Here is a 22,709-nt window from a genome sequence, read left to right as displayed (position 1 = left end):
ATGCAGGCGTATGGACCGAATGTATGCGGAAAACCGAACATATTGGGGAGCGTGGTGCACCATTGACCGAATGTATGCAAAAAAACGAATACAATGTGTTTGGCGCGAAGGTGAGGGGGACGGATGCCACCCCCCGCTGCGCGCGGTGGACTCCAGCAGCTTGTCCCCTAAGGAATCCTCATAGGTTGCCCGTTGCTTTCTTCAGAAGCGTAGAGGGCAGTGTGCAGCTCCAGAATGATAGCGACTGCTTCAGTATGCGCCTCCGGCTTGGTGATGATTCCCGATAAAATTTTATGCTGCCTGTTCCAGTGATTGCGTTGCTCCGAATTCATGTGCAACCCTCGCTTTCCGTGATTTTTCAGAAAATTTCTGTAAGAAAATCATTGACGGATAAATAGGTAAATAGTAAAATAGTTCGCATGCGAAGTATTATTGTGCATTATGCTTGTGGAGGGATAAGGCTTGGAAGAAAAGGAAAAGCAACTGGACGATATTCTATCCTCTTTCCGCTGCATTACCCATAATTTCCAGCAGCTTCTGTGGAAGGATGCAGAGGAGCTTAACATCACATCTACCCAGCTGATGGTATTGCGTAAGTTATCCTTGCATCCTGATATCGGGATCACGGAGCTGGCCGATCTTCTGCATCTGGGCAACAGCGCTGCCAGCGGTGTAGTGGACCGGATGGTGAAGGCCGGACTGATTACCAGAGAACGCTCGCAGAGCGACAAACGAATATTCAAGCTGGCGATGACCGAGAAAGGCAAGGAGATCCGTCTGCTTAGCAGACAGTCACTCCGAAGACATTTGCAGCCCTTGGCAGATATTCCTGCGGAGGATGTACAGGAGCTGCTGCGGCTGCATGGTGAAATTATCCGAATTCTAGAACAAGGGAGAGACAACAAGAAGCTATGAGTACAATTACAGCCGGTAATGCACCGTCCAAGACGGTCCGCAGAGGCCCGATTATCGCAGCGCTCCTGATCGGCGCCTTCGTGGCGTTATTGAATCAGACACTGATGAATGTGGCACTGCCCAAAATGATGGAGGATCTGAATATCCTCGCCAATACGGCCCAATGGCTGACGACAGGGTTCATGCTGGTTAATGGTGTGCTCGTGCCGATCAGCGCCTATCTGGTGGAGAAATTTACGACCCGCCAGCTCTTTACGACGGCAATGATGTTATTTTCAATAGGTACTCTAGTCTGTGCAATAGGAACAGGCTTTGAGATGATTATGGTCGGCAGAGTGATTCAGGCCGTGGGTGCCGGAATTCTGATGCCGCTGATGAACATTGTGTTCCTGCGCATCTTCCCGATTGAAGAACGGGGCAAGGCGATGGGACTGATGGCGGTTGCGATGATTTTTGCTCCGGCTGTCGGCCCTACCTTGTCCGGCTGGGTCGTGCAGAACTATTCCTGGCGCGTGCTGTTCTACATCGTGCTTCCGCTGGCCATCTTCTCGATGCTGCTCGGCATGAAGACTATGCAGAATGTCGGTAAGCTGACTTCTCCGAAGCTGGATAAACCGGGTGTGATTCTGTCTACACTGGGCTTCGGCGGGCTGCTCTACGGCTTCAGTGATGCCGGAACAGACGGCTGGGGAAGCACGACCGTTATTCTCTGCCTGATCCTGGGTATCGTGTCCCTGGGGCTGTTCGTATGGCGTGAGCTGACCACGGATAAGCCGCTGCTTGAATTCCGGATTTTCCGCTACAACATGTTCTCACTGACTACCGTGATCAACATTATCGTCACCATGGCTATGTATGCAGGGATGATCCTGTTGCCGATCTATCTGCAGACCATCCGCGGCTTTACACCGATGGAATCCGGACTGATGCTGCTCCCGGGTGCGGTTCTGATGGGCGTGATGTCACCAATCACCGGAATTATATTTGATAAAATCGGAGCCAGATGGCTGGCGGTTATTGGCCTTGCCATCACCACAGTGACGACTTGGGAATTCAGCCAGATCAGCACCACTACCACCTATACTCATCTGATCCTGACGTATACGGCCCGGATGTTCGGGATGTCGATGCTGATGATGCCTATCGTCACCGCCGGTCTGAACCAGCTGCCGCAGCGTCTGGCTTCTCATGGTACAGCCATGTCCAACACCCTGCGTACCGTAGGCGGCGCACTGGGGATGGCGCTGTTCGTCAGCCTGATGACCAACCGTACGAAGAGCAACATTACCGATGCACTGGTAAGCGGTGCGGTGTCGAAGACCGATAAGGCTGCGATGCTGAAGCTTACTCAGGACGCAACGATTAACGGGATTACCCACGCGTTCGCTGTAGCAACCTGGGTGACTGTTGTTGCCCTGGTGCTGGCGCTGTTCATCCGCAAGACCTCTCCGCAGCCCGACTTCCTGAAGACGGAAGAAGCGGAAGGCGAACAGCCACAGCCGAACCTGACGAAATCACAGAGAGCATAATCCTGATATAGTATAAAAAGACGATCCGGTATAACCGTTAACGGTTGCCGGGTCGTCTTTTTGCGTCTGCGAACTAGGGGAGAATTGCCCCACTGTCCTTCATCCTCCCCAGTCTCCCAGTCCAAAACCGGCTTCTCAGGAGGTCATGCGATGGCGAATTGAAAATGCTTAGGGTCGGCTTTTATTGCCGCTCCGGCAAGTCTACTGAATATGCCGCCGCAACGCCGCGGGCCACCTCACCTAATCTGCGGCGGACATGCTCCGGCCCCAGCACCTCCAGGACAGTCCCGAAGCTTAGCAGGAAGCCGTATAGCCAGTCATTCTCAGGGTACTGGAGCGTTAGGGTGTATCCGCCGGTATCATCCCGCTGGAGTGTCTCACAGTCGAAGTATTCCTCGGCGAGATACTTGCCTTCGGGGGCGAACCGCAGCGTGACCGGTGTGAGATTCTGCGGTTCCTTCCAGCTACTGCTCCATGGCAGCTCTGTAAGGGGAATATCCTGGCGGATATAGTGCCTGTTCTTCTTCACCAGCGCTTTCATCCGCAGCAGCTTGAAGAGGCGGAAATCCTGACGGTCCTGGCAGAACCCGTATAAGTACCAGAATTGTCCCTTGAGGACCAGCGTATAGGGCTCGACCGTACGCCGGCTTACCCTGCCTTCGGCAGTTATGTATTCAAAAGTGACCATGACCTCCTCCTCTAAGGCTTCTTTAAGGAGGTCCAGCCGCTCCTCCAGCGGAGCTGTCAGCTCCCAGGGGGAGAAATCGACGATCATTTGGGTGGTTTTGCTGCGGAAGGCGGAGATCTGGGAGGGAGGGACAACACTGCTGATCTTCTCCATCAACAGCTGATGGCCCTCTCCTCCGATGGAGGAGGCGCTTTGCAGCGCACTGAAAATATCGGCCAGCTCGCGTTGCGATAATACGTTGCGGTCCAGCCGGTAGCCCTGCATGAGGCCGATGCCGCCCCCTGCCCCCTGATAGGTAACCACAGGGATGCCAGCGCTGTTAATGCTGTCTATATCGCGGTAAATCGTACGCACGGAGACCTCGAACATATCGGCCAGCTCCTTGGCCTGAATCAGCGGCCGGTTGAGCAGCAATATAACAATGGAGAGCAGACGGTCTATTTTCACAGGGATACCTTCTTTCAGACGTTAGGTGAGGCTTTAGTCAGCGGGTCTTGGAGGTTTCTTTGACCTTCACTTGGACCTTGGCATCAAGCGTAGCCACTGGCTTGCGCCGCCGCAGCCGGAGAGAAATGGCAGCCCGGTAACGGTAAATGACAATCAGCGCGGCAATAGCCAGCACGCTTACCGCGATCCAGAGGGCGTAGGATTCGATCAGGTGGAAGATGCCCATCCACTGCGGGCCGAAGATTTTGCCGATTCCGAGGAATAACACCACCCAGAATATTGCGCCCCCGTAGGCATACATAGCGAATTTACGGAAGGGCAGGGCAATAATCCCGGCAAAATAGCCGGTGAAGTGGCGGACGCCGGGGATGAAATAGCCGATGGAGATCAGCACGCTGCCGTATTTCTCGAACCAGCGCTGCGTCTTTTCCAGCTTGGCCGGAGAGAACATGAACCATTTACCATACCGCTGGATAAAGGGCAGACCTGCCTTGAGCCCGATGAAATAAGTAATGGTCATCCCGATTGTAGTCCCTAAGAAGGCTACGATCACCAGGGTGAAGAAATCCAGCCTCCCCGTGAAAGAGAGAAATCCTGCGAAGGCCATCGTGGTCTCCCCGGGAAAAGGCAGGGCGATAAATTCTAGCAAAAGCCCGAAAAACAATACGCTATATCCATAGCTCGCAAACAATTCCTGTATCCATTTCAGCATATCCATAGATTCTTCACTCTCCAAAGGCTGCGCGCCTATTCTATTCTGAAGCTTGTCTTCATACAATCTACCAAATGGTGCGGGTGCGCCAATAGAATGCTGGAGGTAGAGAAGATGAAGGACAACCTGGAAAATCCTATCCGCCGCATCATGATCTGCGGGTTGCTTGTTATTGCTGTTGTGCTGAGTCTGGGTGTGTCAGCCTATGGAGGGCAGGGGAATTCTTCCGGTTCGCGGATTACGTACTCCCTGCAGGCTGAAGCAGGCAGTACGTTACCTCTACTCTCTAAGAATAATGCTCAGGCTGTCCCGGTGCAAGATTTGCCTCCGGCAGCGGCCAGAATGACAACCGCAGAATCACGGCAGCCGCATATTTCGGGCGGTTCAGCCCCTAAGGCAGATGCAGAGCGTCCTGCTCCCGCTATACACCAAGTAGCTGCTGCTGCGGGAAAAGCTGCTCCGGCAGCCGGTCACCGCCAGGAGAAGGTGGTCTATCTGACTTTTGACGACGGGCCAAGCGCAGTTACTCCCAAGGTGCTTAGCATATTGCAGGAGCAGGGGGTTAAGGCGACCTTCTTCGTGCTGGGGGATCAGGCTGCAGGGCGTCCCGAACTGATCCATGCCATCTGGGAGCAGGGGCATGCTATCGGCAACCATACCTACAATCATAACTATCATGATTTATATAGCGGCTTCACGGAATTCTGGCGTCAAATCAAACAGACGGAGGAAACGGTACGTGAGATCACAGGCGTCCGTCCGCAACTGGTCCGTGCGCCGGGCGGCACGTTCGGCCATTTCGACAGTACATACTTCAATCTGCTGAAGCAGGCAGGCTACCGGGTGATGGACTGGACTGTGGACAGCGGAGATTCCCGCCGCCGGGGAGTGCCCGCAGCGGAGATTGTGCAGGCATCTGTGGCTGACTTGAACGCCACCAGTGTGGTGCTGCTGCTGCATGACGGATCAGGCCATGAACAGAGTGCCAAGGCGCTGCCTGCCATTATTGAACGCTACAGAGCGGCCGGTTATGAGTTCGGCGTTCTGGATACGCAGAGTGATCCCGTACAGTTCAGGGTGTCCTCTAAGGCAGCCGCTCTTCAGCGGGGCAAGCCGTCACAGGATTGGATATCGGCCAATATTGCTCCGAATGCGGAGCTGTTTGCACCAGGCAAGGCGCTTGCGCTTGAGATTGGGCGGATGGAGATCAAGCTGAAGCCCGGAGAATACCGTCTCCAGAACGGGCAGTACTATGTTCCGCTACGCGCCACCGTGGAACGGTTGGGCGGGCGGGTCGGCTGGGATGTGGACACCCGCAGCGCGGCTGTAAGCTGGAACGGCCGCAGCATGACGTTAGACTCACAGAAGCAGGAGGTTGGCATTCACTGGCCGGACGGTACAGCAGAGTACAAGGCGGCACAGGTGCAGCTCCAAGGCTCCTCCCTCTGGGTACCCCTGCGTATGCTGCTTGAGGCGGCAGGTCATCCGGGTGCGGAAGCCTTTGTTAATGCAGAGGAGCGCAGGGTTACCGCAGCTTAAGGCGGATTTCCGTTTTGGAGGAGGGCCGGACGGAGGGGACGGCAGGATACGACAGGGACGGCAGGGGGGCTGGCGGGAAAAGCGACTACTGGCGGGAAAAGCGGCTGCTGAATGTCTGGGCATCCTTTTTGGTGGAAAGAATAGATAGCAACAGGCCTCAGCAAGTAGTATAGCCAGGGAAAGAACAGGCTGTCAGGGGGCTAGTCTATGACCATGGAAGGGTGTCCTCCTTGTCCTCATCATCATTGACAGATCCGAAATCACAGGTATATTCACAGCAGAACAGGTACGGGAATGCAGAGATAGCCGGGTTCCCCCGGAAGCGCATCCGCCGCGCAGCTAAGGAGTGGGGGCGAATGCTGCTCCTGATGGCAGTTGCCGGAGGACTGTATATGTGGCGCGGCGGAGAATCGCTCCTGCTGCTGCTGACAGCGGGCGGAGTGGTCATGTCCGGCGGCCTGCTGATGCAGCTCTGCGGTCCCCGGAGAGTTAGTGTCCAGCGCACGATTGTTCCTGCGCGTCTGTCTGCGGGGGATGACGCCGTTGTGGAGGTTCAGATTTCTTTTGCCGCCAGAATCCCGCTGCCCTGGATGATTGTGACCGATTACTGGAGCGGGGGCAGCCATCAGGAGCTGCTGTTTCCCGGCTTCCGGCGCTCCTTCAAATATTCTTATGAGCTGCTGTCCGTTCCCAGGGGTGTACATCAGCTCCATGGGTGCAGTGTAACCTGGGGAGATCTGCCGGGGCTGTTCACCGGCGGCTGCCAGCCGGGCGGCAAGGCGGACTTCAAGGTGCTGCCAAGGGCGTTATATATGGGCACAGTTGTGCCGGATACCGGCTTGCTGCCGGGAGACCGTGTGTCCGGGCGGGGGAACCATAGCAGCCCGCAAGCAGCGGATATCCGTGATTATGCGCCGGGTGATCCGTTCAGCCGGATTCACTGGAAGAGCAGCGCCCGTAAAGGCAACCTGCAGAGCAGAGTGCCGGAACGTGAAGCGGGGCAGATGACCTGCATCGTGCTTGCGAGCAGTCCGGCGGATTACGAGATTCCCGGCGGTGCGCATCCTCCCCGCAGCCAGCGGAGGACGGTGATCCCGGCCTTTGAACAGGCGGTATCGGCTACGATGGGGCTACTGCTCTCTGCCGAGCGTACCGGCAGCTACATCCAGCTCTTCAGCGGCGGCTGGCCGGAAGGAATGGCCAGACATGAGGGGCTGGGCCAGATCCCCGGGAGGGTCCGGGATCTGCTTACAGAGATTGCTCCTTCCGGTTCACAGAGTCTTAGCAGACTGCTGGAGGATGCGTCACAGAGCTGGATTCCCGGGATGACGGTATCGGTCGTTACCGGCAGGCTGGAGGAGGAGTCGGCGAGAACGCTGGCCCGTTTCCTGGTTCAAGGAATCAGGGTGGAGCTGTATTATGTCTGGGACCAGCCTTCTCCGAGCCGGACTCCCGGTAGTCCTGTGCGGAGCCCGGCCGGAGCAGCGGGGACGCTGCCGGAGCTATCCCGCAGCAGCAGGCTGGCACCGGAGGGGTGGGAAACAACCGGGCAGCATGATCCCGCAGCTTACGGGAACAGCAGACCGCCTGCCTCGGATACGATTGCGGGAAGTCTGATGCGGCTTGGCGCGAGGATTCACTGTCTGAGCTATGCTGCTCCTGCACAAGGGTACAAGGGGGCGGAGCCTGATGGATTCCCGGATAACTCCACTTCCTGCTAGTGCGAGTACGGATGGCGCCAGTCCGAAGGGCTCAACCCGCAGCGGGCAACGCCGCTACGGAAGCATCCGGTTTACAGCGGCAGGGATGCAGGAATCAGACCTTGCAGAGAACAGCTCCGCAGGTAAAAGAGAGAACAGTCCTCTGTATTATCGCGGTCTGTTCTCTTTGGCGATTATGGGCGTCTTTGGGCTGTGGCTGCTGCCGCTCTACAGATTGCCTGCGGCAGCGGACCATACACAACTCCTGCGGCTCCTGATGCTCTCAGCAGCGGCGCTTCTGGCTTGGGGCTGCCTGCTGCTGCCCCGTCTTGTCCAGGCAAGCGGGCAGTTTCTTCTAATCTTCATGACCTGGTATGGCCTCTGTGCTGCTGCGGGAGGCGGGGGCGGGTGGCTGAAGGTCTATGCCATGGAGAAAAGTGGACAGGATGCCCTGCTGCTGCTCTCTGGCCGGATCTCCGCATTAAGCGAGGATAGCAGGCTGCTGATTCTGGTGCTGGGCTGGGGGCTGCTGGTGTCCTCTGTCCAGCAGCTTGCGCTGTACAGGGGAAGTATTACCCTGTTCACCGGTGTAACGCTGGTGTATTTGCTGGTGCTGGATATGGGCTACGCCGTTAATACTTCCGGCGATGTACTGATCACGGCGGGGCTGATCCTGTGGCTGCGGGCTTTAAGCGGGCTGCTCCACCTGCAAGAGAAGACAGAAAGGCCTGTTCTGCCTTACGCCCGCTGGGGAGCCAGGGCATTCTCGGCAGCTGTACTGGTAACGCTGGCCGCCTGGATGGCCGGGCAAGGGCTGGGCGCACGCCCGGCTTCCCCGGTTACACTGCAGCCGGTGCTGGACAAGCTGGAGCACTGGGCAGAGGCGCAAAGACCGGAGGAGGCAGGCGTACCCGGCACTGGCAGCACCGGCTACAGTATGGAAGACAGAGAGCTTGGCATGCCCCTGACTCCCAGCCGGGAGGCGGCCTTCACGGTCACTGCTTCCCGTCCCTATTACTGGCGGGGAGAAAGCATGGCGTATTATGACGGCCGCCGCTGGATCAGGAGCGGAGCCGCGTATTCAGCGCTGAATCTGCCCCGGCTGTCCGGGGCGCTGCCCGCTCTGGCGGATACTGAATTAGCGGGGGGCCAGACATTTATCCAGCGGATTCAGCTGGCCTCGCCTTCCACTGGAGGTATGCCGCTGTTCAGTGCAGGTGCTATAACAGACGTACAGAACATCCGGCTTGCGGACGGAAGCCAGCTGGGTTACGTGCTGGCCAGCCCGGACAGGCTCAGCTTCCGCCTGCCGGAAGTCTACAGCTCCGCAGGGGTTACGGAATATACCGTCAAGTCTGTTCTGCCGCCAAGCGATCCGGCAGCGCTGCGGAAGCTGAAGGGGAGTGATCCCGAAGGGGTTCGCAGCCAGTATTTGCAGCTCCCCGCTGCTCTGCCGCCCAGAGTGCGTGCCCTGGCCGGCCAACTTACAGCTGCGGCGGCGAGCCGTTACGATGCCGCCGTAGCTGTAGCCGGTTATCTTCAGGACGGCTACACCTATTCGCTGAAGACCCGAGTGCCGCCGTCCGGTGCCGATTTCACCGATGATTTCCTGTTCGGGACCCGTCAGGGCTATTGTGTGCATTTTGCCACTGCGATGACGGTCCTGCTGCGCAGCAGCGGCATTCCGGCGCGGTACGTCCAGGGCTACGGCCCGGGCACCGCTGTGCCCGGCTCTGTGCCGCAGCGCTACAGCGTGACCGGCGGCGATGCCCACGCCTGGGTTGAGGTCTATTTCCCCGGCGCGGGCTGGGTCCCCTTCGACCCCACGCCCTCCGCCGCTGCCGCCGCTGCCCTCGGCGCGGCGGCTACGGACCCGGCGGCGGCCTCCGCGCCGCCGGACCCCCGCCGCTCCGCTGCGCTGCACGCGGACGCGCTCACCGCCGCACTGTCGCAGGCGGGCGGCCCGGACACTGCGCCGCTCGCGCTGGCGGCGCTGGTGCTGGCTGCCGCCATCCGCTGGCGGCGCAGCCTGGCCCTGCTGCCGGCGGTGCGCCGCGCCGGCAGGCTTGGCCGTGAGCGGCAGCTGCGCGTCGCCGCTCTGGCCTGGCACGGGCTGGCGGCGCGCTATGGGCCGCCGCTGCCCGGGGTTACCGCCAGGGAGTACGCAGACTCCCTGGCTATCGAGGACGGGCGGCTGCGCGCCGCCGTCCGGGGGTTTGTACGCCAGTGGGAGACCCTGGCGTATGGCGGCGCCGGAGGCGGCGTGCCCTTAGCGGCGTCGGACCCCGGCGGCGAGGCCGTGCCTTCAGCGGCGTCAGGCCCCGCTGGAAGCGGCGTGCCTTTAGCGTCGTCAGGCTCCGGCGGCGAGGCCGTGCCTTTGCCTGTGGCTGTCTCTGCCGGAGGCGGCGTACCCTTAGCGGCGTCGGGCTCCGCTGGAGACGCCGCTCCCTCGACGCCCTCCGCGTCCCCCGCGCCCCCCAACGCTGCCGATACCATAGACGCAGCGGCATTCATGGCCCGGTGCCTGATGATTACCTTCCATTTGACCTGATCAAGAAGCGGCGTCCCTGCAATTGCGGTGGACGTCTTTGTGACGGCTAAGCTTGCCGCTACAAATGTAATCGAAAAACCGACCACATTTAGCGCTGCATGGGCACGAGGGCCAAATGTAATCGAAAAACCGACTACATTTAGCGCTGCATGGGCACGAGGGCCAAATGTAATCGAAAAACCGACCACATTTAGCGCTGCATGGGCACGAGGACCAAATGTAATCGAAAAACCGACCACATTTAGCGCTGCATGGGCACGAGGGCCAAATGTATGTGAAAAACCGAATACAATCAAATTCACACTTCCCCTAGCAACGCTGTATACGCCAGCCAGGGCTGTAATTCTTCACTGTATTTCCATAACATAGATACCGGTTCCCGGCAGCGGGAATTCGGCAGACACTTGCTCATCTGCAGGTATTAAGTACTGTCATGGCCACGAGCCTGTTTCCGCTACCTTTGCCTCGTGCAGGTATTACCTCCACCCCTGCCACAGCTATCCCAAAACCTTGAAACAGAGGGACCCCATTTCCTTGACGCTGAGAATTAACCATGAGTATAATGAATCCAATAATCAAGGGAGGCAAGTAATGAACAAGCCAAATGAAATAATCGTTGTTCTGGATTTCGGGGGACAGTATAACCAGCTTATCGCGCGCAGAATTCGTGACCTGGGGGTATACAGCGAGCTTCTGCCGTACAATACACCGATGGAGAAGATTAAGGCCTTATCACCCAAAGGAATTGTATTTTCAGGCGGGCCAAGCAGTGTCTATGCGGAGAATGCACCACATGTAGACCCGGCGATTTACGAGCTCGGGCTGCCGATCTTCGGAATCTGCTATGGGATGCAACTGATGGCTCAGCAGCAGGGGGGCAAGGTGGAACGCTCCGCCAAGCGCGAATACGGCAAAGCCGATGTAGAATTCGCACCCAGCTCCGTGCTTGCAGCAGGTCTTGAGAGCAAGCAGACGGTATGGATGAGCCACGGCGACCATGTTGTGGAGCTTCCGGAGGGCTTTAAGCTTGATGCCGGTACAGAGAGCGCGCCGATTGCAGCCATGAGCAATGATACACGCAAATTCTTCGCCGTTCAGTTCCATCCTGAGGTACGCCACTCCGTGAAGGGGAATGAGATGATCTCGAACTTCCTGTACGAGGTCTGCGGCTGCGAGGGCAAATGGACGATGGAGTCGTTCATCGAGGATGCCGTTAAGGATATCCGTGATAAAGTCGGCGACCGGAAGGTGCTCTGCGCACTCAGCGGCGGTGTGGATTCCTCTGTTGTGGCGATGCTGATTCACCGTGCGATCGGCGATCAGCTGACTTGTATGTTCATTGACCACGGCCTTCTGCGCAAAGGTGAAGCGGAGAGCGTCATGGAGACTTTTGTCGGCAAGTTCGATATCCATGTGGTCAAAATCGACGCCCGTGACCGCTTCCTCGGCAAGCTGGCCGGTGTCTCCGATCCCGAACAGAAACGTAAAATCATCGGCAACGAGTTCATCTACTGCTTCGACGAAGAATCGGCCAAGCTGGGTGACTTCGCGTTCCTGGCTCAAGGTACACTGTATACCGATATCGTAGAGAGCGGTACAGCGACGGCGCAGACGATCAAATCGCACCACAATGTGGGCGGGCTGCCGGAAGATATGAAATTCAGTCTGATTGAGCCGCTGAACACCCTCTTCAAGGATGAAGTCCGTAAGCTGGGCGAGGAATTGGGCATGCCGCATGCGATTGTGTGGCGTCAGCCTTTCCCGGGTCCGGGTCTGGCGATTCGTGTGCTGGGTGAAGTGACTGAAGAGAAGCTGCAGATCGTCCGCGATTCCGACTATATCCTGCGTGAAGAGATTGCCAAGGCGGGTCTTGACCGCGAGATCTGGCAGTATTTCACGGCACTCCCTAACATGAAGAGTGTGGGCGTAATGGGTGACGAGCGCACCTATTCCTACACCGTAGGCATTCGTGCGGTAACCTCCATCGACGGCATGACTGCCGACTGGGCGCGTATCCCATGGGATGTACTGGAGAAAATCTCCGTGCGCATCGTCAACGAAGTGGACAACGTCAACCGTATCGTGTACGACATTACCTCGAAGCCGCCAGCGACGATCGAGTGGGAATAGATCAAGGATAAAATAAAAACTCTCTTCTATAGGCGATTTTTGCTGATGGGAGAGAGTTTTTTTTCGAAATATAAGAAATTAAATGTTGCACACGATAAATTATCCTTCTATTTTTCGCTGAAACGGTTATGACAAAAAAGAACTCCAAAACCCTATATTAAGGTTTGGAGTTCTTCCCGCTTAGACGGACAGCTGCAAGCTCTTCAATTCATACACCTTCTCCAGCGTATTCAGACACTCTGTCTTCTTATCATCACTATCCGCATGAAGATATCCCTCCACCATCCGGTATCCGAATACGAGCAGGATGAATTCGTAGACGCAGTGGCCGGCAAGCGGGGCAATCTCTCCCGCATATTCCGCGAAGCCCCGGTAATAAGCAGGGACACACCGCTGATAGTATTCAATCATGTGATCAAGATCCGCCTCATCTGCAATCAGGCTGGCGATGTCCTCGCCGAGGTAGCCCCAGCCGCTGGTATCCCAGTCGATCAGCGCGATGGTCCCGCCAGAATAGATGATGTTGGTTACCCAGAAGTCCCGGTGGCATAACACCAGAGGCAGGCATTCAATCCGGGCAAAAATATCGTCTGAATGCTCATCAATGTCGATGAGCATTTGCCGCACATGCTGCGGGAATTCGCATTCCTCTGAACGGATATAGTCGTAGACAACCGGCCAAGACCGGTAGTGCAGATAAGTATTCTTCATGAGGTCTGGATGGCTCAGGTTGGTCAGACTTTGCGGCACCTCAGGCTGCTCCGCGTACAGCTTCCCTTGATACCGGCCCAACTCCAATGCCGCCTGTTCATACATGTCACCGGTCAGCTCCAGACCGGAGATGCCATCCATATATTCCAGCCATAATCTCATTTCATCCCCGGCTTCATTCATCTCAGCGTGATAACACACCGGCCAGCGGAAGGATTCTGTGAAGGTTGCCCCCAATGGGGAAGCGTAGAGATCATATTCCCGCCGCCAGGAGTGCAGATCATCGTAACGTTCCCATTTCTTCTGGATTTTCAGCACAATACGGTACGGCCATTGCTCTCCGTCAGCCGTTTCAGCTGTTCCGGTAACCAGCTGCACATCTCCCAAGGTCCCGCCATGCAGCTGTAACGTCTGGTAGTCAGCAGATGTAATCGTTGTTTTGAAAAGCTCACTTAGTGCAGTATATAACGCTTCAGTTGGAATCTTCATTTTTTCCAGCCCCCGGTTTTCTTGGTTTGTTTTCTCTGCATCGCGATCGATTGATTGCGGGCATTTTTGTGAATAAGATAGCTTGTTCTATCTTGAACGAACTTGTTCTCATGCTGCTGGGCCTTATAATGCTCCCAGCGTTCACGCGGCAAGGAACCATCAGCAAGCGCGGCGAGCACCGCACAGCCCGGCTCGGACTCATGACGGCAGTCATGGAACCGGCATCTGGTGAACAAGTCTTCTATATCAGCGAAGCCTGCAGAGATGCCTTCGTCGGCATCGAACAGCCCCAGTTCACGCATCCCGGGGGTATCGATTACCATTGCTCCCGAGGGGAGCATGAACAACTGACGGTGGGTCGTCGTATGCCGTCCCCGGCTGTCTTCCTCCCGGATGGCACTGACCTTCATAACATCCCGTTCCATCAGGGCGTTAAGCAGCGATGATTTGCCGACTCCGGACATGCCAAGGAAGACGACAGTTGAACCTGGCTTAAGGTAGACATCGAGCTCATTCAGCCCGAGACCGTTATGACTGCACACGGCGTGCACGGGAACATCCGGCATGCTCTGCCGGACTTCTGCCAGCGGGAGGCTGTAATCTTCGGTGAGATCAGCCTTGGTCAGAATGACGACCGGCTGGCCGCCGCTCTGCCTGGCCTGGGTCAGGTACCGCATCATGCGGGTGACATTGAAATCCCAGTTCAGGGAGGACAGAATAAATACATAGTCAAAGTTGGCGGCCACGACCTGCTCCAGAATGGTTTTGGTATAGCCTGCGGCATGGCCGGAATAATTCGCCCGCGAGAACTTGGAGCGGCGGGCGAGAAGCGCAACAATGAGCGAATCCCCGCTTCCGTTCGGGCGCAGTAAGGCAAAATCACCGACGCACGGGAAGTCCTCCCGGGTTTCTGTACTGTGATAGAACGTGCCTTTGAGTACAGCGGTCAACTCGCCCCGCTCTGTGATTACCGTGAAGCGCTCCCGCCGGAGCTCTGTAATTCTGCCAGGCAATAGCCCGGACGGGATTTCCTCTATTTCTGTATATCCATAGGTTTTTAGATCAATCATGGTTTTGGGTTAGCTCCTTATCTGTTGTTTTGTGGACGCAAAAATGCCGCAGACCAGCAGCCTCAAGAAGAAGCTGCTGATCTGCGGCATCAAGATGCAAAGAAGATACGACCTTCATCGTATCCCGCAAACAGCAATATTCACGAAAGGTTACTTGGGATGGCATACCAAATAATACGGGCTTTTACCCGCCTTTTTAAGAAGCATGCCTGCTATGCAGTTCTAAACTGAAACCACCATATAAGTAGTAGCCAATTAAAACATCCCCTTTCGGATTAAGGAACTTGTAAGAAAATGGAGTGCTTATCGCTAAGCTAATTCAGTTTAACATATGTTTACGTGCCCATCCATGTAGAGTTTAATTATAATTAATTAAGTGCGGAACTATCCGCATTTATGCTGCAAGGTTTGGCCGATTCTCCCTGAACCAAGCTGGATTTGTCATAGAAATGTTCAATTTACGAACATTTGTGTAAACCTGACGGTCAATGTTCGTATTTACCATTGACAAGAGCTGTCATCTCCCCCTAAAATGATAAAGCGCTACAGCAAATATATTCGTATAATTCCGGGGATCGGCCCGGAAGTCTCTACGAGGTCACCGTAATGACCTGGCTACGATTAAGAAGAGCAACTTGTTCTGGGATTTCCGGCGATTGTCCGGAATTCCCGGCAGCCATCTCTTTTTCGGGCCGGTGTCTTCCCAGATGCCGGCTTTTGTGTTGCTGTAATGGCACAACATACAACCTTAGGGGGAGAACGATTTGAACCGCTTTTTCAAATTGAAAGAGAATGGCACTACAGTACGCACAGAGATCATGGCCGGTATAACCACGTTTATGGCAATGGCTTATATTCTGTCGGTTAATCCAAGCACTCTGACTGCCTTCGGCCGCATTGATATGGGCTGGTATTCCGTATTCCTTGCGACTGCGCTGGCAGCCGGTATTTTCACCATTGCCATGGGGGTATTCATTAACTTCCCGGTCGCTCTGGCACCTGGTATGGGCCTTAACGCATATTTCGCTTCCGTCGTCTTATCCTCCGCCACCACTGAACATGAGTTCACCTGGCAGATGGGTCTTACCGCCGTATTTATCTCCGGGATTATCTTCATCCTCCTGACCGTTACCCGGGTCCGGCAAATCCTGCTCACTGCCATTCCTGACAGCCTGAAGCATGCGATCACTGTCGGGATCGGGATGTTCATCACCATTATCGGCCTGAAGAACAGCGGACTGATGACCATCGGCGTTGAAGCCGGTAAAGACATCTCCGCCAATACATTTACAGATGTACTCTCCTTTGAAACGGTTATTCATATGGGCAGCCTGGAGAACACCAATGTTCAGCTCGTGATTATCGGTCTGCTGCTGATTTCCATTCTAATGGTACTGCGCGTTCGCGGCGCCATCCTGTTCGGAATTCTCGGGACAACCGTGGCTGCGATTCTCATGGGTGCTGTAGATTTCAGTTCACTGAGCAATCCGCAGACGCCATGGGTTCCTGACTTCACCCAGCTTAACTTCTGGGAATTCGACTGGGAAGGCATTATGCACACCGGTATCGTATCGGCGATTGCCACTTTTACCTTCGTAGAACTGTTCGATACCTTCGGTACGCTGGTGGGTACTGCTGAACGTGCCGGAATCATGAAGAACCCTGAAGAGGGCAAAAAACGTGTCGGCAACGCCATGTTCGTAGATGCAGTAGCTGTTGCGGGCGGTGCGATGCTGGGTACTTCCACCACTACCGCTTATGTAGAAAGTGCAGCCGGTGTAGCTGAAGGCGGACGTACGGGTCTGACTGCAGTAACTACAGGGATCTGCTTCCTGCTTGCCTTGTTCCTGGCTCCGGTAGTCGCTCTGATCCCTGGTCCGGCCACAGCGGCAGCGCTGATTATTGTCGGTGTACTCATGGCTCAATCGATCCGTGATATTGACTTCCAGGACATGGTGCTGGCGATTCCGGCCTTCCTGACCTTCGTGATCATGCCGTTTACGTATAACATTGCTAACGGGATCTCATTCGGGATTGTTACTTACGTGATTCTGGCTTGTGTAGCGAATATCGCCGGCAAGAAGAAATATGATATCCACTGGATGATGTGGGTGCTGGCGATTCTGATCATTCTGCGTTATGTTCTGATCGGCAGCCAAGGCTGATAAGCTCTACGGATTCTGACTTACATTCTGCGGTCTCTTCATTATATGAAGGGGCCGTTTTCTTTTTATTCTTTTAAGGGGGGAGCCGCGCGGGACAAGCTGGGTTTTACCCTTTTCATCAACCAATATTTAGATTATATTGTTGAAGAGGTGATAAATGGTGTCCGGTGTATTCAATCGAGTGTACAAGTTCTTCCGTAGCCAGCCCTGGCCGGTGCTGCTGTTCCTGCTTGGGGCAATAGTCCGTATTCTATACATAACTTCTATTCCACCGGGACTGAACCAGGACGAAGCCTCTATCGGCTATGATGCCTACGCCATTTTACACTACGGGATGGACCGGAATGGTGTTCATCTGCCAATTCACCTGATCGCCTGGGGGAGCGGGCAGAATGCGCTCTATGCCTACTTGTCCATGCCGTTCATTCTGTTGTTCGGACTGACGCCGTTGTCTGTAAGGGCGCTTAGTCTGATCATGGGACTACTGGGCATGCTGTTTTTCTATCTGATTATGAAAAGACTGTCGGCCTCGCCTGGGGCCGGGACCGCTGCCATGTTCTTCATCGCCATTAATCCGTGGCATATTATGATGTCCAGGTGGGCGCTGGAATCGAATCTGTTTCCTACGATGATTTTGATCGCTGTATACTGTCTGCTGCGCTCCTTTACGAATCCAAGATGGCTGTACGCCTTTACCGGCATGCTGGCCCTCTCACTGTATGCTTATGGAACAGCCTACTTCTTTGTCCCGCTATTTGCGCTCGGTACGGCAATTCTTCTATTATATAGCAAGGTCCTGCGACCCCGTGCCCTATTCTGGAATTGTGTAGGGTTTGCGGCACTGGCGCTGCCTATATTACTATTTATTATCATTAACCGTTACGCTATGCAGGATATAGCCACTCCGTTGTTCACGATTCCGAAGCTTACGACGCCGCGCGTGGAGGAGATTTCATCCGTATTCGGCGGCAGGCTGTGGCAGGCGGCTGCGGATAACCTCAGTGCTTTCAGCAAGCTGATGTGGAGCGGAAGTGACGGCTTGGCCTGGAACTCCATCTCTCCTTACGGATATGCGTACCCGCTGGCACTGCCTATTGCCCTGCTCGGCCTGATCGTTCTCCTGCATTCCTGGTGGACAAGCCGGCGGGAGAGGGAGAGCAATGGTAGGGGAGCCGTGCTGCTCTGGTTCCTGGTGGCGGTGCTAATGGCGCTGATTACAACTGTGAATATTAACCGGATTAATATTATTTTTTATCCGTTCATTATGCTGGTAAGCACCGGATTCGTCTGGCTGGCAGGCAGAGTCAAAGGTATAGCCATCCTGGCCGCGGCCGGGTTCGCCGTGATGTTTATTTTATTCTCCAATACGTATTTCCGCGAGTTCCCTGAGCGAATCGGTCCGGCCTTCTATGAATCCTTGGGGGAGGCAGTCCAGTATGCTTCGGAACACAGCACCGGTGAAGTCTATCTAACGAATCAGGTGAATATGCCTTATATTTATGTGCTGTTCTATGAACAGATCAGTCCGCATGATTTCCTGAAGTCCGTTCAGTATGCCAATCCGGGAGAAGCTTTTCAGCGTGTTTCTTCCTTTGGAAGATACAGATTTGATGATTTGAACAGGGTGCCTGCGAATGCCGCATATATCTATGCGAATACTGCTGCTCCGCCTGCGGCAAGCACCGGGTCCAGAGTGAAGCGTTTTGCCAACTACAGCGTACTGCTCACCAGTGAACAGAATGTCGGGCCTCAAGACACACCCAAGACTGCTGCAAGCGAATTTGTGAATGGCGGATTTGAAGAAGGGACGGCGGGCTGGTCCTTCTCTGCGGGAACGGGAGTTGCTGTCAACAACCCCTTCGCCGGGAGTAAGCTGGCCTATCTTGATCCCGGAACGGAGAACATCGTTTCGCAGGCTTTCACTGCACCAGCCGGTGAGTACAGACTGACCGTCATGTCCAGTAGCGGCGGAAGCGGCGGGAAGATCGGCATTCGGGCAGCCGGTAAGCTGCTTGCCGAGACAGAGCTGCCTGCGGCGGAAGCCTATCAACAGGTCACACTTCCTGCAGTCACTCTGGAGCAGGGGATACAGGCAGAAGTATACATAACCGGCGGTAATGGCTGGATTAACATTGACGAGGTGAGGGTAGAACGATGACCAAGAAGATACGTGCGGCGGCAACCGTTATACTGATGCTCCTATTATTTATTCTTCCTGTAACAAGTATTTATGCCGAAGGGAATGTATTGCAGAACCCGGGCTTTGAAGAAGGTGAAGACGGGGCTCCGACAGGCTGGAGCAAGGATATGTGGGTTGCCGGAGATGCGGCGGGCTCCATATCCGTTCAGTCCGATGAGGTTCATTCCGGCAGCAAAGCGGCGGTTATCGAGAATCTGGAGCCCAATCACCTGAAGTGGGTGCAGACCGTTACCGTCTTGCCGGATAGCTATTACAGAATCTCTGGATACGTCAAAATAGCCAGCATCGCAGGAGGGGGAATCGGGGCCAATATTTTCCCGGTAGGCATTGGCGGCGGTTATCCTGCTACCAGCGATACCGGCGGTGAATGGCAGCGTCTGGAGTTCATCGGCCAGACCGGCAAGGAGCAGACTGAGATCGGAATCGGCGCTGCGCTGGGCGGCTATGCCAATCTGATTCAGGGTAAAGCCTATTTCGATGATCTGTCCGTAGAGAAGCTGGATACAGTGCCGGAGGGATCGAATATCATCTCACTGGACAGCGGAGCCCAGGCTCCGCCGGCAGATGCGGACGGCGGAAGCAAGCCGGAGGAAGTGCCACATAAAGTATCGCCGGCCAAGCTGCTGCTGCTTTCGGGAGTATTCTGCCTGTTTTTTGCTTTTCTATACACAAGAGCCTTCCGCAGTGAGCGCCTGCTGAGACAGGAGGATGTGATCTACACCCGCTGGCTGTACGTTTTGTTCGGGGCGGCATTCATCCTGCGGATCTGGATCGGCCTTACGGCACAGGGCTATAAGAATGATATGAACACCTTCATGGCCTGGGGCCAGCGCCTGACCGACCTTGGACCGGGCAAATTCTATGAGGAAGGTTATTTCGCTGATTACCCGCCGGGGTACTTATATGTGCTATACCTGCTTAGCCTGCTGCGCGGATTATTTAACTTTGCGGGCGGGTCAGGTGCTGAGACGGTTCTCTTCAAGCTGCCTGCGATGCTCTCTGATCTGGTGCTTGGCTGGATTATCTATAAGAGCGCGCGAACCAGACTCGGCTCTGGACTGGCTATTGGGCTGATGATGCTGTTCCTGTTCAATCCGGCTGTGCTGATGGATTCGGCAGCCTGGGGGCAGGCGGATTCTTTTTTCCTCATCTTCCTGCTGCTCAGTATAATGGGGGTTGTTGATAAGCGCTTCGTACGTGCAGCGGTCTTCTTTGCCGTCGCTACATTAATCAAGCCGCAGGCGCTGATTTTCACACCTGTGCTGCTGCTTGCCTTCTATCATCACCGGGCCTGGAAGCAGCTTGCGCTGGGCGCCCTGTACGGGCTGGGGATTTTCCTTGTCCTTGCAGCCCCGTTCTTCTGGAACAACGGCGGTTTTGCAGGCTTGATTAACCTCTACAAAAGCACACTGTCCTCCTATCCGTATTCCACAGTGAATGCATTCAATCTGTATGCCTTGACTGACCCGATGTGGTCGGCGCTGGATGTGACCTGGCTCGGCATACCGTATCGTATATGGGGCTTTATTTTCATCCTGGTGGCAGTAGCACTTGCTGCTTATTATTCCTTCAATACCAAGGACCGCAAGGATCTCTCCAAGTCCTACTTCATCGCTATGGTGCTGATCACGATTGTCTTCGTATTCGGTACCAAAATGCATGAGCGTTACTTGTATCCGGTACTGATTCTGTCCTTATTCGCCTTCATGGAGAGCCGGGACCGGCGGTTCCTGACCCTGTTCCTCGGGTTCTCCCTGACCCAGTACATCAATGTTGGTTATACACTGGCGTACCTGAATACCGGCGGAAATCCGCCGGCTGACGGCATTGTTCTGGTTACAGCTATTACCACTATCATTCTTGCGATATATCTTCTCTATATTGGATACGATGTATATATCCGCCGAACTGTGAAGCTTTTGCCTGAGCCGGTTACCCCCAAGGAGGCGTACGCAGCAGATCTGCTGCTTGCAGAAGGCATCAAGCCGCTTGCCGCTGCTGAGCGGCGTTCTCCGCTGAAGCTGAAGCGCAGAGACTGGATCTGGATGCTCGGTATCACCGTACTATACGGGGCACTTGCCCTCTATCATCTGGGAGATAACAAGGCACCTGAGACTCTGTGGGAGCCGGCAGCCAGCGGCGAGAGCTTCTATGTGGATCTGGGGGAGGCCCATCAACTGGAGCGGGTCAATGTGTTCGGCGGTGTCGGAACAGGGAAGTTTCAGCTGGAATTCAGCCAGACCCCTGATAATTGGAGCAGCCCGCTTGAGGTGAGCGAGGATGTGGGCAATGTCTTCATCTGGAAAAGCCAGCCGCTTAACGTATCCGCAAGATATGTCAAGCTCTCGGTTACGTCTCCAGGCTTCACCCTCAATGAGATGGCCTTCTATGAGCAGGGGGCACCGGAGGTTCCTCTGACGATAGCAAGCGTGGCACCCGATTCGGGAGCAGCAGCTAAAAGAGGAATGCCGGCCAATCTGTTCGACGAGCAGTCCGTCATACCCAAGAACTCTAATTTCATGAACAGTACGTATTTTGATGAGATCTATCATGCCCGTACGGCTTATGAGCATTATCATAATATTGTTCCTTATGAGAATACGCATCCGCCGCTTGGCAAGCTGCTGATCGGGGTAGGGATGGAGCTGTTCGGCGTCAATCCGTTCGGGTGGCGGATCATAGGGACCTTGTTCGGGATTGCGATGCTGCCGCTGATCTATATCATGGCGATGCGGTTGTTCCGTAAGACCACCTATGCTGCACTGGCAGCGGGACTATTCGCTCTGGACTTCATGCATTTCACCCAGACACGGATATCGACCATCGATGTGTACGGTGTATTCTTCATTATGCTGATGTTCTATTTCATGCAGCGGTATTTCACGATGAATTTCTACCGGATGCCGCTGCGGACCACACTGGCTCCGCTGTTCTGGTCCGGCCTGTTCTTCGGCATCGGGGTTGCTTCGAAGTGGATCGTGATTTATGGCGGCGCGGGACTTGCTATTATGCTGGTGCTGTCGCTGCTGGACCGCTACCGGGAGTATAAGGCTGCCGGACGCCTGCTGGCTGAAGGCAAGCTGAGCGGTCAGGAGCTCAAAGCCGCCTGCCGGACTGCAGATCAGTCCTTCTGGAAGAACACGATCATCACGCTGGTCAGCTGCATCGGATTCTTCGTCATCATTCCGGGAATCATATACAGCCTGTCCTTCATTCCTTCACTATCTGCGTCGGCAGAGGGCTTCACCGTTAAGGGGCTGATTGATGCCCAGAAGAATATGTACAACTATCACAGCCAGCTTGTAGCTACACATCCGTTCGCCTCCTCCTGGTGGGAGTGGCCGTTCATGAAGCGTCCGGTGTGGTTCTTCAGCGGCGGTGAAGGCTTGCCGGCAGGCAAGGCGAGCAGCATTGTAACGATGGGCAATCCGCTGATCTGGTGGACAGGAATCTTCACGATGCTGGCTGCTGTATGGTTCACCCTGAAGCGCCGGGACAAGAGCCTGTATATGATCTGGATCGGCTTCTTCTCACAGTATGTTCCGTGGATGCTTGTGCCGCGTGAGACGTTCCTGTACCATTACTTTGCGATGGTGCCGTTTATGATTCTATCCATTGTGTACATTCTTAAGCTGCTTGACGGCAGGTTCCAGGGTGCCAAATATCTGCGGTACTCCTATGTTGCGGCCGCCGCCATCCTGTTTGTAATGTTCTATCCGGTATTGTCCGGCATGCAGGTGAACAGCAGTTATATCATTCATGTACTTCGCTGGTTCCCTTCCTGGGTATTCTAGGAGGGGAGCTGTAAGAGCCGCATAGCTGCTCAAAGCTGATGTTGATGAAGCGCATCAAGGAAGCTGTGG

Annotated in this window: 14 protein-coding genes and 1 riboswitch; of the genes, 9 read left to right on the top strand and 5 right to left on the bottom strand. The window is 55.1% G+C overall.

What is annotated here, in order from left to right:
* Positions 1-167: 167 nt before the first annotated feature.
* Positions 168-332 (bottom strand): hypothetical protein, encoded by a 165-nt coding sequence (locus NSS64_RS25520; RefSeq protein WP_341141977.1) that lies wholly within the window; start codon positions 330-332, stop codon positions 168-170.
* 130 nt (positions 333-462) lie between these two features.
* Between NSS64_RS25520 and NSS64_RS25515 the strand changes: the two genes are divergently transcribed.
* Positions 463-915, top strand: a complete 453-nt coding sequence (locus tag NSS64_RS25515; RefSeq protein WP_340990943.1) for a MarR family winged helix-turn-helix transcriptional regulator — start codon at positions 463-465, stop codon at positions 913-915.
* The gene (locus tag NSS64_RS25510; protein ID WP_340990944.1) at positions 912-2,444 is read left to right on the top strand and encodes a DHA2 family efflux MFS transporter permease subunit; all 1,533 of its coding nucleotides are present in this window, start codon (positions 912-914) and stop codon (positions 2,442-2,444) included. Before NSS64_RS25515 ends, NSS64_RS25510 begins: the two co-directional genes overlap by 4 nt.
* A gap of 181 nt (positions 2,445-2,625) precedes the next feature.
* Here NSS64_RS25510 and NSS64_RS25505 read toward each other — a convergent pair whose 3' ends face one another.
* Positions 2,626-3,579, bottom strand: coding sequence for a helix-turn-helix transcriptional regulator (locus tag NSS64_RS25505; protein WP_341141976.1), 954 nt, complete (start codon positions 3,577-3,579; stop codon positions 2,626-2,628).
* A 37-nt stretch (positions 3,580-3,616) separates the two neighbouring features.
* Entirely contained in the window at positions 3,617-4,297 is a 681-nt protein-coding gene (locus NSS64_RS25500) for a DedA family protein (RefSeq protein WP_339253397.1), read from the bottom strand.
* Between the two features lie 108 nt (positions 4,298-4,405).
* On the opposite strand from NSS64_RS25500, the gene NSS64_RS25495 reads away from it, so the two are divergent.
* The 4 genes from NSS64_RS25495 to guaA all read left to right on the top strand — a co-directional run bounded on the left by NSS64_RS25495 (position 4,406) and on the right by guaA (position 12,211).
* Complete coding sequence (locus NSS64_RS25495; protein ID WP_341141975.1) at positions 4,406-5,830, top strand: polysaccharide deacetylase; 1,425 nt, start codon at positions 4,406-4,408, stop codon at positions 5,828-5,830.
* Between the two features lie 356 nt (positions 5,831-6,186).
* Positions 6,187-7,551 carry a DUF58 domain-containing protein gene (locus NSS64_RS25490; protein ID WP_341141974.1) on the top strand — a complete coding sequence of 455 codons (1,365 nt, stop codon included), beginning with the start codon at positions 6,187-6,189 and terminating at the stop codon, positions 7,549-7,551.
* Positions 7,520-10,081 carry a DUF4129 domain-containing transglutaminase family protein gene (locus NSS64_RS25485; RefSeq protein ID WP_341141973.1) on the top strand — a complete coding sequence of 854 codons (2,562 nt, stop codon included), beginning with the start codon at positions 7,520-7,522 and terminating at the stop codon, positions 10,079-10,081. The genes NSS64_RS25490 and NSS64_RS25485 overlap by 32 nt, the downstream gene beginning before the upstream one ends.
* Before the next feature lie 591 nt (positions 10,082-10,672).
* Positions 10,673-12,211, top strand: coding sequence for a glutamine-hydrolyzing GMP synthase (guaA, locus tag NSS64_RS25480; protein WP_341141972.1), 1,539 nt, complete (start codon positions 10,673-10,675; stop codon positions 12,209-12,211).
* A gap of 180 nt (positions 12,212-12,391) precedes the next feature.
* Here guaA and NSS64_RS25475 read toward each other — a convergent pair whose 3' ends face one another.
* Both NSS64_RS25475 and rsgA read right to left on the bottom strand, forming a co-directional pair.
* Complete coding sequence (locus NSS64_RS25475) at positions 12,392-13,411, bottom strand: aminoglycoside phosphotransferase family protein (RefSeq protein WP_341141971.1); 1,020 nt, start codon at positions 13,409-13,411, stop codon at positions 12,392-12,394.
* The gene (gene rsgA, locus NSS64_RS25470) at positions 13,408-14,481 is read right to left on the bottom strand and encodes a ribosome small subunit-dependent GTPase A (RefSeq protein WP_341141970.1); all 1,074 of its coding nucleotides are present in this window, start codon (positions 14,479-14,481) and stop codon (positions 13,408-13,410) included. The genes NSS64_RS25475 and rsgA overlap by 4 nt, the downstream gene beginning before the upstream one ends.
* Before the next feature lie 538 nt (positions 14,482-15,019).
* A riboswitch (purine riboswitch) is annotated at positions 15,020-15,119 on the top strand.
* A 126-nt stretch (positions 15,120-15,245) separates the two neighbouring features.
* Here rsgA and NSS64_RS25465 point away from each other — a divergent pair.
* The 3 genes from NSS64_RS25465 (at position 15,246) to NSS64_RS25455 (ending at position 22,640) form a co-directional block, all read left to right on the top strand.
* The gene (locus NSS64_RS25465) at positions 15,246-16,646 is read left to right on the top strand and encodes an NCS2 family permease (protein WP_340944393.1); all 1,401 of its coding nucleotides are present in this window, start codon (positions 15,246-15,248) and stop codon (positions 16,644-16,646) included.
* A 157-nt stretch (positions 16,647-16,803) separates the two neighbouring features.
* Positions 16,804-18,804 carry a hypothetical protein gene (locus tag NSS64_RS25460; RefSeq protein WP_341141969.1) on the top strand — a complete coding sequence of 667 codons (2,001 nt, stop codon included), beginning with the start codon at positions 16,804-16,806 and terminating at the stop codon, positions 18,802-18,804.
* Positions 18,801-22,640 carry a glycosyltransferase family 39 protein gene (locus NSS64_RS25455; RefSeq protein WP_341141968.1) on the top strand — a complete coding sequence of 1,280 codons (3,840 nt, stop codon included), beginning with the start codon at positions 18,801-18,803 and terminating at the stop codon, positions 22,638-22,640. The genes NSS64_RS25460 and NSS64_RS25455 overlap by 4 nt, the downstream gene beginning before the upstream one ends.
* Positions 22,641-22,709: the final 69 nt, after the last annotated feature.

Source organism: Paenibacillus sp. FSL H8-0122, from assembly GCF_038005345.1.
GTDB lineage: Bacteria > Bacillota > Bacilli > Paenibacillales > Paenibacillaceae > Paenibacillus_AQ.
The sequence above is the reverse complement of the archived record's forward strand: the minus strand, read 5'-3'. Positions and strand labels throughout refer to the sequence as shown.